This is a genomic window from Cupriavidus necator, assembly GCF_013141915.1.
GTDB lineage: Bacteria > Pseudomonadota > Gammaproteobacteria > Burkholderiales > Burkholderiaceae > Cupriavidus > Cupriavidus necator_B.
Window position 1 is genome coordinate 124,892 of sequence record NZ_SROX01000012.1, and the last position, 13,240, is coordinate 138,131.

13 protein-coding genes are annotated in these 13,240 nt (G+C 68.6%); 12 read left to right on the plus strand and 1 reads right to left on the minus strand.

Features of this window, described 5'->3' with window-relative positions; translation table 11 throughout:
* The first annotated feature begins 140 nt into the window (after positions 1 to 140).
* The 6 genes from mreC (at position 141) to E5S69_RS21245 (ending at position 7,042) form a co-directional block, all read left to right on the plus strand.
* Positions 141 to 1,106: a rod shape-determining protein MreC gene (gene mreC / locus E5S69_RS21220; RefSeq protein ID WP_171516595.1), complete on the plus strand. Its 966-nt coding sequence runs from the start codon at positions 141 to 143 to the stop codon at positions 1,104 to 1,106.
* Positions 1,103 to 1,615 carry a rod shape-determining protein MreD gene (gene mreD / locus E5S69_RS21225; protein ID WP_116355312.1) on the plus strand — a complete coding sequence of 171 codons (513 nt, stop codon included), beginning with the start codon at positions 1,103 to 1,105 and terminating at the stop codon, positions 1,613 to 1,615. Before mreC ends, mreD begins: the two co-directional genes overlap by 4 nt.
* A gap of 60 nt (positions 1,616 to 1,675) precedes the next feature.
* Complete coding sequence (gene mrdA, locus E5S69_RS21230) at positions 1,676 to 3,979, plus strand: penicillin-binding protein 2 (protein ID WP_171516596.1); 2,304 nt, start codon at positions 1,676 to 1,678, stop codon at positions 3,977 to 3,979.
* A gap of 11 nt (positions 3,980 to 3,990) precedes the next feature.
* Positions 3,991 to 5,133 (plus strand): rod shape-determining protein RodA, encoded by a 1,143-nt coding sequence (rodA, locus tag E5S69_RS21235; RefSeq protein WP_171516597.1) that lies wholly within the window; start codon positions 3,991 to 3,993, stop codon positions 5,131 to 5,133.
* Between the two features lie 141 nt (positions 5,134 to 5,274).
* Positions 5,275 to 5,961, plus strand: a complete 687-nt coding sequence (locus E5S69_RS21240) for a DUF484 family protein (RefSeq protein ID WP_171516598.1) — start codon at positions 5,275 to 5,277, stop codon at positions 5,959 to 5,961.
* A 4-nt stretch (positions 5,962 to 5,965) separates the two neighbouring features.
* A complete protein-coding gene (locus E5S69_RS21245; protein WP_171516599.1) occupies positions 5,966 to 7,042 on the plus strand; it encodes a tyrosine recombinase XerC in 1,077 nt (358 codons plus the stop codon).
* 1 nt (position 7,043) lies between these two features.
* Here the strand turns inward: E5S69_RS21245 and E5S69_RS21250 are convergent, their stop codons facing one another.
* Entirely contained in the window at positions 7,044 to 8,000 is a 957-nt protein-coding gene (locus E5S69_RS21250; RefSeq protein WP_171516600.1) for a transcriptional regulator GcvA, read from the minus strand.
* 248 nt (positions 8,001 to 8,248) lie between these two features.
* Between E5S69_RS21250 and E5S69_RS21255 the strand changes: the two genes are divergently transcribed.
* From E5S69_RS21255 to pxpA, 6 genes are all read left to right on the plus strand, one after another.
* Positions 8,249 to 8,617 carry a DUF2917 domain-containing protein gene (locus E5S69_RS21255; RefSeq protein ID WP_171516601.1) on the plus strand — a complete coding sequence of 123 codons (369 nt, stop codon included), beginning with the start codon at positions 8,249 to 8,251 and terminating at the stop codon, positions 8,615 to 8,617.
* A 148-nt stretch (positions 8,618 to 8,765) separates the two neighbouring features.
* Positions 8,766 to 9,494 (plus strand): lipoyl(octanoyl) transferase LipB, encoded by a 729-nt coding sequence (gene lipB / locus E5S69_RS21260; RefSeq protein ID WP_171516602.1) that lies wholly within the window; start codon positions 8,766 to 8,768, stop codon positions 9,492 to 9,494.
* Positions 9,495 to 9,534: 40 nt separating this feature from the next.
* Positions 9,535 to 10,530, plus strand: coding sequence for a lipoyl synthase (gene lipA / locus E5S69_RS21265; RefSeq protein ID WP_171516603.1), 996 nt, complete (start codon positions 9,535 to 9,537; stop codon positions 10,528 to 10,530).
* A gap of 226 nt (positions 10,531 to 10,756) precedes the next feature.
* Positions 10,757 to 11,404 carry a 5-oxoprolinase subunit PxpB gene (pxpB, locus tag E5S69_RS21270; protein WP_171516604.1) on the plus strand — a complete coding sequence of 216 codons (648 nt, stop codon included), beginning with the start codon at positions 10,757 to 10,759 and terminating at the stop codon, positions 11,402 to 11,404.
* A complete protein-coding gene (locus E5S69_RS21275) occupies positions 11,401 to 12,420 on the plus strand; it encodes a 5-oxoprolinase/urea amidolyase family protein (protein ID WP_171516605.1) in 1,020 nt (339 codons plus the stop codon). Before pxpB ends, E5S69_RS21275 begins: the two co-directional genes overlap by 4 nt.
* Before the next feature lie 30 nt (positions 12,421 to 12,450).
* Complete coding sequence (gene pxpA / locus E5S69_RS21280; RefSeq protein ID WP_171516606.1) at positions 12,451 to 13,191, plus strand: 5-oxoprolinase subunit PxpA; 741 nt, start codon at positions 12,451 to 12,453, stop codon at positions 13,189 to 13,191.
* Positions 13,192 to 13,240 lie beyond the last annotated feature (49 nt).

The window sequence follows — 13,240 nt, forward strand, 5'->3', positions numbered from 1 at the left end:
CGCGGCGCCGCATCCGCCGGGGCCGGGCCCTGGCAGCTCCCGCCGCCCGACCGTACCGCGCCCGTTCCCGCCAGGGATCGGGGCGCGGCACGGCGGGCGGCGGGGCGTTTCCGCGTGGCCTCCGGCCTTTGTTCGGGTAAATGGATTACTCCCCTCCGCCGCTCTTCAAGCAAGGCACCTCGGCTGTCGCCAGGCTGGTCCTGTACGTGGGCATCGCGCTGGCGCTGCTGGTGGTCGATGCCCGTTTCGACGCGCTGCGCGTCGGGCGCCAGGTTGCCGCCACCGTGCTGATGCCGGTCGAGCGCCTGGTGCTGGCCCCGCGTGATGCGCTGCGCACCATGTTCGACTACGCGCAGTCGTCGGCGACGCTTGCCACCGAGAACCGCGAACTGCGCCAGAACGCCGTGCAGCAGGCCCAGGCCTCGGTGCGCCAGGCGCAGCTCGAGGCCGAGAACAACCAGTTGCGCAAGCTGCTGGGGCTGGCGCAGCAATCGGCCACGCCGGTGACGGTGGCCGAGATCCTGTATGACGCGCGCGACCCGTACAGCCAGCGCATCGTGATCGACAAGGGCAGCCAGCACGGCCTGCGCGCGGGCTATCCGGTGATCGACGAGCGCGGCGTGGTGGGGCAGGTCACGCGCGTGTCGCCGTTCCAGGCCGAGGTGACGCTGCTGACCGACAAGGATCAGGCGATCCCGGTGCAGGTGGTGCGCAACGGGCTGCGCAGCGTGGCCTTCGGCGGCGCGCGCGCGGGCCAGCTGGACCTGCGCTTCATGGCCGCCGCCGCCGACCTGCAGCAGGGCGACCTGCTGGTGACCTCCGGCCTGGACGGCACCTATCCGCCGGGCCTGCCGGTGGCGAAGATCGTGCAGATCGAGCGCAAGGCCGATACCGCATTCTCGCGCGTCTATTGCGAGCCGGTGGCTGGCGTGCGCGCGCACCGCCAGCTGCTGGTGGTGCGCTACGACGCCGCCATCCCGGCACGCGAAGCAGTCGAGGCCCGGCCCGAGGCGCCGGTCAGGGGCGCCAGGTCCGCCGCGGCGCGCGCCGCCGCTGACAGCGCCGCGGCAGGCAAGGCCGCGACCGCCAAGGAGGCACCACGGTGACCAATCCCCAATACCTGCTGCGGCCGGTCAATCCGGCCTTTATCGCCTTCAGCTTCGTGCTGGCGTTCCTGTTCAACCTGATGCCGTGGGGCACCACGCTGTGGATCCCGGACATGGTGGCGCTGGTGCTGGTGTTCTGGAATATCCACCAGCCCCGCAAGGTGGGCATGGGCGTGGCCTTCCTGCTGGGCCTGCTGATGGACGTGCACGATGCCAGGCTGCTGGGCGAGCATGCGCTGGCGTACACGCTGCTGGCCTACTTTGCCATCACCATCCATCGCCGCGTGCTGTGGTTCACGGTCTACACCCAGGCGCTGCACGTGCTGCCGCTGCTGTTCATCGCGCACGCGGTGCCGGTGCTGATCCGGCTGGCCATGGGCGCGCCGCTGCCGGGCTGGCCGCTGCTGCTGGCGCCGGCGATCGAGGCGCTGCTGTGGCCGCTCGCCACCAGCCTGCTGCTGGCGCCGCAGCGCCGCTCCAGCGACGTCGACGAGACCCGGCCGATCTGACGCCGCCATCGCCATCGCCCGCCACCGTCCATCACCGCACCTTCCAGGCCACGCAGTACCATGACCGAAATCCGCAACGTCGAACTGGAAATCGGCCGCTTCCGCATCCGCGTGGCGGCCGCGGCGCTGTTTACGGTGATCTGCTTCGGCCTGCTGTTCTCGCGTTTCCTGTGGCTGCAGTGGTACAAGCACGACCAGTACTCGGCCAAGGCCGAGGACAACCGCATCTCGGTGGCGCCGATCGAGCCCAACCGCGGCATCATCATGGACCGCAACGGGGTCGTGCTGGCGCGCAACTATTCCGCGTACACGCTGGAGGTCACACCGTCCAAGCTGACCGATACGCTGGACAACACTATCGAGGGCCTGTCGGCGCTGGTCGACATCCAGCCGCGCGACCGGCGCCGCTTCAAGCGGCTGATGGAAGAATCGCGCAGCTTTGAAAGCCTGCCGATCCGCAGCCAGCTGACCGACGAGGAAGTGGCGCGCTTTTCCGCGCAGCGTTTCCGCTTCCCGGGCGTCGACGTGCGCGCGCGGCTGTTCCGCCAGTATCCGCTGGGCGAGTCGGCCTCGCACGTGGTCGGCTATCTGGGCCGCATCTCGCAGCGTGACCAGGAGCGTATCGAGGCCATGGACGAGGCCAACGATGCCGACGCCGCCAAGTACGATCCGCGCAAGGATGCCGACAACTACAAGGGCTCCAACTACATCGGCAAGATCGGCCTGGAGCAGAGCTACGAGACCGAGCTGCACGGCCTGACCGGGTTCGAGGAAGTGGAAGTGAGCGCGGGCGGGCGCCCGATCCGCACGCTGTCCACCTCGCCGGCCACGCCCGGCAACAACCTGATCCTGTCGCTCGATATCCGCCTGCAGCAGCTGGCCGAAGCGCTCTACGGCGACCGCCGCGGCGCGCTGGTGGCGATCGAGCCGTCCACGGGCGATATCCTGGCCTTTGTCTCCAAGCCCACCTTCGACCCCAACCTGTTTGTCGAGGGCATCGACACCAATACCTGGAACGAGCTCAACGGCTCGCCCGACAAGCCGCTGCTCAACCGGCCGTTGCGCGGCACCTATCCGCCGGGCTCGACCTACAAGCCGTTCATGGCGCTGGCGGCGCTGACCACCGGCAAGCGCACCGCGGCCTGGGGCATGTCGGATCCGGGCTTCTTCACGCTGGGCAACCACACCTTCCGCGACGACAAGCCGGGCGGCCACGGCTGGGTCGACATGCACAGCTCGATCGTGCATTCATGCGATACCTATTACTACGCACTGGCGCGCGACATGGGTGTCAACGGCATCCATGACTTCATGAAGCCACTGGGCTTCGGCCAGATCACGGGCATCGACATCGAGGGCGAAAGCCGCGGCATCCTGCCGTCGACCGAATGGAAGCGCAAGGCTTACCGCAAGCCCGAGCAGCAGAAGTGGTATGACGGCGAGACCATCTCGCTGGGCATTGGCCAGGGCTACAACAGCTTCACCATCCTGCAGCTGGCGCAGGCCACTTCGGTGATCGTCAACAACGGCAAGGTGATGAAGCCACACCTGGTCAAGGCGGTGGAAGACGCGGTCACGCGCAAGCGCGCGCTGACGGTGCCCAAGGAAAGCTACACGATTCCGCTCAAGCAGGCCGATATCGACGTGATCAAGCGCGCGATGGTGGCGGTGACGCACTCCGGCACCGCTGCGCGCGTGTTTGCCGGCGCGGCGTATGAGTCGGCGGGCAAGACCGGCACGGCGCAGACCTACAGCCTTTCCAAAGGCGAGAAGTACAACCACCACGCGCTCGACGAGCGCAAGCGCGACCACTCGCTGTACACGGCCTTTGCGCCGGCCGACAACCCGAAGATCGCGATCGCGCTGATCGTCGAGAACGCCGGCTTTGGCGCCGCGGTGGCCGCGCCGATCGCGCGCAAGGTGATGGACTACTACCTGACCGGCAAGTGGCCCGCCGAACTCGAGGCGATCGCCCCCCCTGCCGGCGAGCGCGTGGCGGGCCGCGCGCCGGTGGATACGCCGAGCGTGTTCACCACCGGCCAGACCGCCAGCATTGCCAGCGCCACGGTGATGGCCAGCGGCGGCGCGCCGGCCAGTGGCGCTGCCGCCAGCGCGGTGGCGGCGGCATCGGGCGTGCAGGCGCCGACGCCGGAGGCGATCGCCGCGACGCTGGATCCCGACGCCATCGCCCCGGCCTCGGCGGTGCAGACGCTGGACCAGCGCATGCTGCAGGCGCTTGGCCACAGCAAGCCGCAGTTGCCGCCGGCCTCCGCCCCGGTCGCACCGGCCAAGGCGTCCGCGCCCAAACCACGCGTCAAGCCCGTGGCTGCCAAGGCAGCCAGCGGTGCCGGCGCCACTCGCTGAAGGAGACGCGCATGGATCGCCGCCGCGTCCTGTCCCTGGTCAAGACCGCGCTGACCGGTTTCGACAAACCGCTCTCGCTGATCGTGTTCCTGCTGTTCGCCACCGGCATCGTCGCGCTGTACTCGGCCGCGATCGACATGCCGGGCCGGGTCGAGGACCAGTTGCGCAACATCCTGCTGTCGTACGTGGTGATGCTGGTGATCGCTTACCTGCCTACGCAGACACTGATGCGCGTGGCGGTGCCCATCTACACGGTGGGGGTGGCGCTGCTGATCGCGGTGGCCATGTTCGGCCTGATCCGCAAGGGCGCGCGCCGCTGGCTCTATGTCGGCATGGTGATCCAGCCGTCCGAGATCATGAAGATCTCGATGCCGCTGATGCTGGCGTGGTATTTCCAGAAGCGCGAGGGCGTGGTCAAGTGGTTCGATTTCGTGGTGGCACTGGTGCTGCTGCTGATCCCGGTCGGTCTGATCGCCAAGCAGCCCGACCTGGGCACGGCGCTGCTGGTGATGGCCGCGGGGGTGTACGTGATCTACTTCGCCGGCCTCTCGTGGAGGCTGATCCTGCCGCTGCTGGGGCTGCTGGTGGTGGCGATCACCCTGCTGATCACGTTCCAGAACGACATCTGCGCGCCGGGCGTGAACTGGCCGGTGCTGCACGACTACCAGCAGCACCGCGTCTGCACGCTGCTGGACCCGACCAGCGATCCGCTCGGCAAGGGCTTCCACACGATCCAGTCGATCATCGCGATCGGCTCCGGCGGGGTCGAGGGCAAGGGCTGGCTCAAGGGGACGCAGACCCACCTGGAGTTCATTCCGGAGAAGCACACCGACTTTATCTTCGCGGTGTATTCGGAGGAGTTCGGGCTGATCGGCAACGCGGTGCTGCTGGTGCTGTACCTGCTGCTGATCTTCCGCGGGCTCTTTATCGCGGCCAATGCGCCGACGCTGTTCTCGCGGCTGCTGGCGGGGTCGATCACGCTGATCTTCTTCACCTATGCCTTCGTCAACATGGGCATGGTCAGCGGCATCCTGCCGGTGGTGGGCGTGCCGCTGCCGCTGATGAGCTATGGCGGCACGGCACTGGTGACGCTGGGCGCGGGCATCGGCATCCTGATGAGCATTTCGCGGCAGAAGCGGCTGATTCAGACGTAGCGAGGGCATGCCAAAGGTTTGCTCCCCTCTCCCGCAAGCGGGAGAGGGAGCCTGCCAGCGCGGGTTTGACCGCTTTCGCAGCGCCCGTCACGGCCGCTTTGCTAAACTGCCACCCACTTTACCTCTACCGGTCCACGCCCCATGAACGCCCAAGACGTTGCCGCCTACCTGCAGAGCCATCCTGAGTTCTTCGAAGAGCATGCCGAGTTGCTGGCGGCGGTGCAGTTGACCAGCCCGCACAGCCATCGCGCCGTGTCGCTGCAGGAGCGCCAGATGGAAATCCTGCGCGAGAAGAACAAGGGATTGGAGCTGCGCCTGGCGGACCTGGTCCGCCATGGCCACGAGAACGACCGCACCCAGCAGCGCCTGCATGACTGGCAGCTGCGCCTGCTGGCCGAGGCCGATTCGCACGCGCTGCCGTATGCCGTGCAGGACGGCCTGCAGCAGGTGTTCGACGTGCCGGCGGTGGCGCTCAGGCTGTGGGATGTCGCCGAACAGTACGCACACATGGAAGTGGCGCAGGGCGCCAGCGAAGACCTGCGCATCTTTGCAGAGGGCCTGCGTGCGCCGTACTGCGGCAGCAACAGCGGCTTCGAGGCGGCCAGCCTGCTCGAGCACGACGATATCACCTCGCTGGCGATGGTGACGCTGCGCGTGCCGGTGCGCGCCGGCGAGGCCGAGGCTGGCGCCGATGTGCGTGGCGCCGCCTTTGGCATGCTGGTGCTGGGCTCGCCCGATCCGCGCCGTTTCCACGAAGGCATGGGCACCGCCTACCTGTCGCAGATCGGCGAAGTCGCGGGCGCCGCGCTGAACCGGTTGCGCGACTGAAGCCATGGCTGCACGCCGGCCGCCGCGCGACGCGGGCGCGCCGCCCGCTGCCGCCGGCGGCGCAGCCCCGCCGCCAGACCCGCTGGTCACCCGCTATCTCGACTGGCTGCGCGGCAGCCGCAAGCTGGCCGAGCATACGCTGTCAAATTACGCGCGCGAACTGCGCGTGCTGCAGGCACACGCGGCGCAGCATGCGCCGGGTGTCGCGCTGCTGGCGCTGCAGGCCCACCATATCCGCAATTTCGCCGCGCGGCTGCATGCCGCCGGGCTGGTCGGCACCAGCATCGCGCGCGCGCTGTCGGCATGGCGCGGCTTCTACCTGTGGGCAGCACGGCACGGCCATGGCGTGAGCGTGAATCCGGTCGACGGCGTGCGCGCGCCGCGCTCGGGGCACGCGCTGCCCAAGGCGCTGTCGGTCGAGCACGCGGTGGCGCTGGTCGCGCACCCTGCCGGCACCGACGCCGAGGCGCTGCGCGACCAGGCCGTCTACGAATTGTTCTATTCCAGCGGGCTGCGGCTGTCCGAGCTGGTGCAGCTGGACCTGCGCTATGCCGATGGCGATGGCTACCGCTCCAGCGGCTGGCTCGACCTGGCCGGCGCCGAGGTGACCGTGACCGGCAAGGGCTCGCGCCGGCGCTCGGTGCCGGTCGGCAGCAAGGCCATCGCCGCGCTGCAGGCGTGGCTCGCGGTGCGCGACGCCTGGCTGCGGCCGGGCGCTGCGCCCGAGGACGCCCATGCCTTGTTCCTAGGTCCGCGCGGGCGGCGCCTGTCGATGCGCACGGTGCAACTGCGGCTCAAGCAGCAGGCGCTGCGCGCCGGCGTGCCGGCCGATGTGCATCCGCATATGCTGCGGCATTCCTTCGCCACCCACATGCTGCAGTCTTCCGGCGACCTGCGCGCGGTGCAGGAGATGCTGGGCCATGCCAGCATCTCGACCACGCAGGTGTACACCGCGCTCGATTTCCAGCACCTGGCCAAGGTCTACGACAAGGCCCACCCGCGTGCCGGCCGGGCACGCGCGAAAGCGGCGGCCGATGCCCCGACCCGGGCGACGGATAGCGACGATACGCCGGACGACTGATTCACTCCCACTGCGCAAGCACTTCGCGAAAGCGCTCGATCTCGGGCAGCAGCCAGCCACGGAACGCCTGCACCTTGGGCAGGTTCAGCGCGCCCGGAGCGCACACGAAGTACAGCAGCCACGGGCACGGGATGCTGACCTCGAACAGCCGCACCACGCGCCCGGACAGCAGGTCGTTGCACGCCAGCGACGAGCGGATCAGGGCAATGCCCTGGCCTTCCGAGGCAGCCTGCAACAGCAGCGAGGAATCTTCCAGCAGCAGGCCCTTGCGCGGCTCGGGCCAGTCCAGCCCGGCGGCCTCGAACCACGGCTTCCACGGATCGCCCTCGCCGCGCAGCAGCGGCAGGCCCGCCATGTCCTGCGGCCGATCCGGCAGCCGCCCGCCGTTGAAGGCAGGGCTGCATACCGGGAAGAAGACATCGTCAAGCAGCCGCTCCACATACAGGCCGGGATAGTCGCCGCTGCCCATGCGCAGCGCGACATCGACCTCTTCGTGCGCAAAGTTGACCAGCGTGTTCGACGACAGCAGCTCGACATCCAGTTCCGGGTGGCGCTCGATAAAGCTGCCGATGCGCGGCGTCAGCCAGCGCGCGGCGAACGACGGCATGGTGCTGATGGTCAGGCGCTTGTCGCGGTTGCCGGCCTGCAGCGCGCGCGTGGCATCGGCGATTTGCAGCAGCGCGTCACGCACGCGCTCGGCATAGAGCCGGCCCGCCGGCGTCAGCGCCACGCGCTTGCCGTGGCGCTCGAACAGCGGCATGCCCAGTTCTTCTTCCAGCGCGCGGATCTGGTGGCTCACCGCGCCGTGCGTGACGAACAGCTCCGTCGCCGCGCGCGAAAAGCTCTCGTGCCGCGCCGCGGCTTCGAACGCGCGCAGTGCGGTTAGCGCGGGCAGGCGCGGCAACTCGCGGTGCCAGCCACGCGGCAGGTCTTTTTCCCAGGCGCTTTTCCAGGCCATGGCCGCCTCCAGGCAATCGGGGTTATGTGAGATTGGCTAACAAGAACAAAGAAAATATATCGTTTTGATAGTGGCCGGGCAATCACTAATATTCCATCACCGGCCCCCGCAGTTGCCCCCTTCTTCACCGCGATATTCACAGGATTTAACTGGCCTGGTCCCCTTGCCGGGCCAGTTCCGGTGCCCCGCGGCGAATCCGTACTGTGTCTGGCGTATCCCCGCCAGGGCCGGCTGAACGGAGAACCACCATGAAAACCGTGCTCACAACGACCGAGTTCACCCTGAATCCTGGCGAAGTCACCACGCTGTCGGTGCATGCGCCCCAGCGCCTCCACATTGCAGAGGCCCGTGGCACCGATGTGTGGCTGACCCGCGAGAATGATTCGGAGGACTACTGGCTGCGTTGTGGCGGCAGCCTGCTGCTGCGCAGCGGGGACGAGGTGGTGCTCAGCATCGATCCGCGCGCCATGCATCCGGTACGCCTGGCGCTGATTGCCGAGGCGCGTCGCCCGGCACTGGCGCTCGCCGACCTGCCGCACCTGGTGTATCGCAGCCTGCGCCGACTGGTTCGAGGCACCGAGTGGACGCCGAACCAGGACCGGGTCACCGCCTCCTGAAGTTGGAGAGGGCGGAGCCACGTCCGCGTCGCATCAGGCCGGGGGCCATCTGCGCCTGGTCTGGTCGCGTGACGCAGCGGACGGTTCCGCTCCCTGAACGGGGCAGGCAGGGCCGGCGCAAGCCGGCCCTTTTCGTTACACTCTCGCCATGCATCCGATTCAAGTCATCGAACGCGGCCGCGAGGACTATCAGCCGTGTTTCGACGCGATGCGCGCCTTCACCGCCGCGCGCACCTCTGATACGCCCGACCAGGTCTGGCTGGTCGAGCATCCGCCGGTCTACACGCTGGGCCAGGCGGGCGACCCCGCGCACCTCCTGGCGCCGGACGAGCGGATTCCGGTGGTGCAGATCGATCGTGGAGGGCAGATCACTTACCACGGGCCGGGACAGGTCGTGGCTTACCTGCTGCTTGACCTGCGCCGCCGCCGCCTGATGGTGCGCGAGCTGGTGCACGGCATCGAGCAGGCCGTGCTGGACACGCTCGCGGCGTATAATCTCGCAGCCGAACGCAAGCCCGGCGCCCCCGGCATCTACCTGTCCGGCGGGCCGCACCAGGGCGCCAAGATTGCCGCGCTCGGCCTCAAGATCCGCAACGGCTGCAGCTACCACGGCGTCAGCCTCAACGTGCAGATGGACCTGTCGCCATTCCTGCGCATCAATCCCTGCGGCTATGCCGGACTGGAAACGGTCGACATGGCCACCGCGGGAGCCACCTGTCCGGTGGCGGATGCCGATGGCGCGCCGGTGCCCGTGACCGCGGCAAGACAACCCGAGATCGCACAGCGCCTGGCGGCTGCATTGTGCGAGGTGCTGGCAGCGCACGAAGCTCGCGTGCTGGCGGCTGAAGAACCTGCCGCCCCGGCCCTGGCCTCCTAGTCAAAAGCGAAATGCACGCCGAGCGCGTGCGGAGAAATGTATGAGCGACGCCCTGATCGCCACTTCAAGCGAAGCCCCGCAATCCCCCGCGGAGCAGTACGACCCGACCCGCAAGCAGAAGTCGGCCGACAAGACCGCACGCATCCCCATCAAGATCGTGCCGGCCGAAAAGCTCAAGAAGCCGGACTGGATCCGCGTGAAGGCCGCCACCGGCAATTCGCGTTTCTATGAGATCAAGGACATCCTGCGCGCCAACAACCTGGTGACGGTGTGCGAGGAAGCCAGCTGCCCGAATATCGGCGAATGCTTTGGCAAGGGCACCGCCACCTTCATGATCATGGGCGACAAGTGCACGCGCCGCTGCCCGTTCTGCGACGTCGGCCACGGCCGTCCGGATCCGCTCGACGTGAACGAGCCCGGCAACCTGGCGCGCACCATCGCCCAGCTCAAGCTGAACTACGTGGTCATCACCAGCGTCGACCGCGACGACCTGCGCGACGGCGGCGCCCAGCACTATGTCGACTGCATCTCGCAGACGCGCGAGCTGTCGCCCGGCACCCGCATTGAAGTGCTGGTGCCCGACTTCCGCGGCCGGCTGGACAAGGCGCTGGACATCCTGCAGGCGTGCCCGCCCGACGTGATGAACCACAACATGGAAACCGTGCCGCGCCTGTACAAGCAGGCTCGCCCGGGTGCCGACTATGCGCACTCGCTCAAGCTGCTGCAGGAATTCAAGCGCCGCAATCCCAACGTCCCGACCAAGTCCGGCCTGATGGTCGGCCTGGGCGAGACCGACGAGGAAATTTTGGAAGTCATGCGCGACATGCGCGCCCACGACATCGACATGCTGACCATCGGCCAGTACCTGGCGCCGTCGAACCACCACCTGCCGGTGCTGCGCTACGTGCATCCCGACACCTTCAAGATGTTCGAGGAAGAGGCCTACAAGATGGGCTTTACCCACGCTGCGGTGGGCGCGATGGTACGCAGTTCCTACCATGCCGACCAGCAGGCGCATCAGGCGGGGTTTGCCTGAAGCGGGTTGCACAGCGATTGAGAATACGAAACGGCCGGGGGACTTCCCCGGCCGTTTTTATTTTGGCGCGTGCCCGCCCAACGCCCATCCTAGGGTCAACCCCGACTGTCCGTGCCCGGTCCGTTTCGATATGATGAATTCATCGATAAATTATCGATGAAATACCAGCACGTCACATTCCGCTTCTCTGCCTACACTGGTTAGCAAGTGCGCTAACGGGAATCTCATGAACTGCACCGTCCACCGACTTGCCGAGCAGGCGCTGCTGTACAGCGTCGCGCCGCCAGCATCGCTGGCCGTCCAGCGCCGGATCTGGGCCATGGCCGCGCGGGCGGCCGACTGGCGCGGCGTGGTGGACGTGGTGCCGGGCATGAACAACCTCACCGTGATCTTCGACGAAGATGCCGACGTGGACGCGCTCGAGCGCAACCTGAAGCTGGCGTGGGCCTCGGGCGAGGCGCGCAATGCGACCGGCAAGCTGGTCGAGATCCCGGTGCGCTACGGCGGCAAGCATGGCCCCGACCTGGGCGACGTCGCCGCGCATACCGGCCTGTCGCCGCAGGAAGTGGTGCGCCGCCATGCCGCGGGCGAGTACGTGGTCTACTTCCTCGGCTTCCAGCCCGGCTTCGCCTATATGGGCGGGCTGGCGCCGGAGCTGGCCACGCCGCGCCGGCGCGAGCCACGGCTGGCGGTGCCGGCCGGGTCGGTCGGTATCGGCGGCGAGCAGACCGGGATCTATCCGGCGGTGCTGCCGGGCGGCTGGCAGCTGATCGGGCGCACCGACGCCGAACTCTTCGTGGCGGACCGCGATCCGCCTTCCCTGTTTGCGCCCGGCGATACCGTGCGCTTTGTCGCCGAGGAAATCATCGCGTGATCGAGATCATTCGTCCCGGCGCGCTCGCCTCGGTGCAGGACCTGGGCCGTACCGGCTTTCGCCGTTTTGGCGTGGGCCGCTGCGGGGCCATGGACCTGCTGGCGGTGGAAGTCGGCAACCGCCTGCTCGGCAACGCGCCGCAGTGCGCCGCCATTGAATTCACGCTGGGCCGCGCCGCGGTGCGCTTCCATGCCGATATGCGGGTGGCACTGGCCGGCGCCGAGTGCGGCGCCAACCTCGACGGCGTGCCGGTGTGGTCGTGGCACGCGTTCGACGCGCACAAGGGCGAGACCCTGACGCTGCCGTCGACCCGGGGTGGCACGCGCGCATACCTGTGCGTGGCGGGCGGCATTGCGGTGGATCCGGTGATGGGCTCGCGCAGTACTGACCTGAAGTCAGGCTTCGGCGGGCTGGGCGGACGCGCGCTGCAGGAGGGCGACCGCCTGCTCGCGGGACGCCCGGGGCTGGAAGCCGAGACCGACTGGATCGGCGTGCAGGCGCCAGCGTGGGCGCTGCCGGCCGCGGTCGAAGGCAAGGCTACGACCATCCGCATGCTGCCCGGTCCGGAATACGATGACTTTGACGCGGCCTCGCAGGCCGCGCTGTGGCAGGCCGACTGGACCGTCACGCCCAACAGCAACCGCATGGGCCTGCGCCTGAACGGGCCGGCCTTGGCGCGGCGCGACGGGCGCAGTGCCGACCTGCTGTCGCATGGCGTGGTGCCGGGCGTGCTGCAGGTGCCGCCGGCGGGCCAGCCGATCGCGCTGATGGCGGATGCGCAGACCACCGGCGGCTATCCCAAGATCGGCGTGGTGATCGGCGCCGACCTGTGGCGCCTGGCCCAGGTGCCGCTGGGCGCGCCGGTGCGCTTTGCCCAGGTCACGCTGGCGCAGGCCGAGGCCGCGCAGGCCGAGCTGGCACGCTACCTGCGCCAGATCGAGCAGGCGCTGCGGTGGCAGGGCGATGGCATGCCAATTGCCGCGCGCCGGCGCGCACGCACGCGGGTGGCCGCATAAGGGCGCGAGGCGCCGCACAGGAGAATGGCAATGCAGATCGATTTGAACGCGGATCTTGGCGAAGGCTGTGGCAATGACGAGGCGCTGCTGGCGCTGATCAGCTCGGCCAATATCGCTTGCGGCTGGCACGCTGGCGACGCCGCCACCATGGTGCAGACGGTGAAGTGGGCGCTCGAGCGCGGCGTGGCGATCGGCGCGCACCCGAGCTACCCCGACCGCGAGAACTTCGGCCGCACCGAGATGCAGCGCGACCCCGAGCACGTCTACGCCGACGTGCTGTACCAGATCGGCGCGCTCGCCGCGATCGTGCGCGCGCAGGGCGGCCAGCTGCACCACGTCAAGCCGCATGGCGCGCTGTACAACCAGGCCGTGCGCGATCCGGTGCTGGCGCGCGCGATCGTGCGCGCGGTGCGCGATTTCGACGCCGACCTGGTGTTCTTCGGCCTGGCCGGCAGCCAGATGATCGACGTGGCGAAGGCGGCCGGCCTGCGTGTCAAGCAGGAGGTCTTTGCCGACCGCGGCTACAACGCCGACGGCACGCTGGTCAGGCGCGGCACGCCGGGCGCGCTGCACGAGGACGAGGAAGTCGCCCTGGGCCAGACCCTGACCATGGTGCGCGAGCGCCGCGTGCGCGCCATCGACGGCACCTGGGTACCGATTCAGGCCGAAACCGTGTGTCTGCACGGCGACGGCGCCCACGCGCTGGCCTTTGCGCGCCGCATCCGGGAACGGTTGGGCGCAGAGGGCATCGCGATCCGCGCCGGCGACTGAGCGCGTTCACCCGCCTCCACGCCGGCATTTCTCCCACGCGGCCCGCCCC

What these genes read in the sequence shown, in the direction of transcription:
- mreC (WP_171516595.1), top strand. Translation starts at nt 141, where the DNA reads ATGGATTACTCCCCTCCGCCGCTCTTCAAGCAAGGCACCTCGGCTGTC.
- mrdA (WP_171516596.1), top strand. Translation starts at nt 1,676, where the DNA reads ATGACCGAAATCCGCAACGTCGAACTGGAAATCGGCCGCTTCCGCATC.
- rodA (WP_171516597.1), top strand. Translation starts at nt 3,991, where the DNA reads ATGGATCGCCGCCGCGTCCTGTCCCTGGTCAAGACCGCGCTGACCGGT.
- E5S69_RS21240 (WP_171516598.1), top strand. Translation starts at nt 5,275, where the DNA reads ATGAACGCCCAAGACGTTGCCGCCTACCTGCAGAGCCATCCTGAGTTC.
- E5S69_RS21245 (WP_171516599.1), top strand. Translation starts at nt 5,966, where the DNA reads ATGGCTGCACGCCGGCCGCCGCGCGACGCGGGCGCGCCGCCCGCTGCC.
- E5S69_RS21250 (WP_171516600.1), bottom strand. Translation starts at nt 8,000, where the DNA reads ATGGCCTGGAAAAGCGCCTGGGAAAAAGACCTGCCGCGTGGCTGGCAC.
- E5S69_RS21255 (WP_171516601.1), top strand. Translation starts at nt 8,249, where the DNA reads ATGAAAACCGTGCTCACAACGACCGAGTTCACCCTGAATCCTGGCGAA.
- lipB (WP_171516602.1), top strand. Translation starts at nt 8,766, where the DNA reads ATGCATCCGATTCAAGTCATCGAACGCGGCCGCGAGGACTATCAGCCG.
- lipA (WP_171516603.1), top strand. Translation starts at nt 9,535, where the DNA reads ATGAGCGACGCCCTGATCGCCACTTCAAGCGAAGCCCCGCAATCCCCC.
- pxpB (WP_171516604.1), top strand. Translation starts at nt 10,757, where the DNA reads ATGAACTGCACCGTCCACCGACTTGCCGAGCAGGCGCTGCTGTACAGC.
- pxpA (WP_171516606.1), top strand. Translation starts at nt 12,451, where the DNA reads ATGCAGATCGATTTGAACGCGGATCTTGGCGAAGGCTGTGGCAATGAC.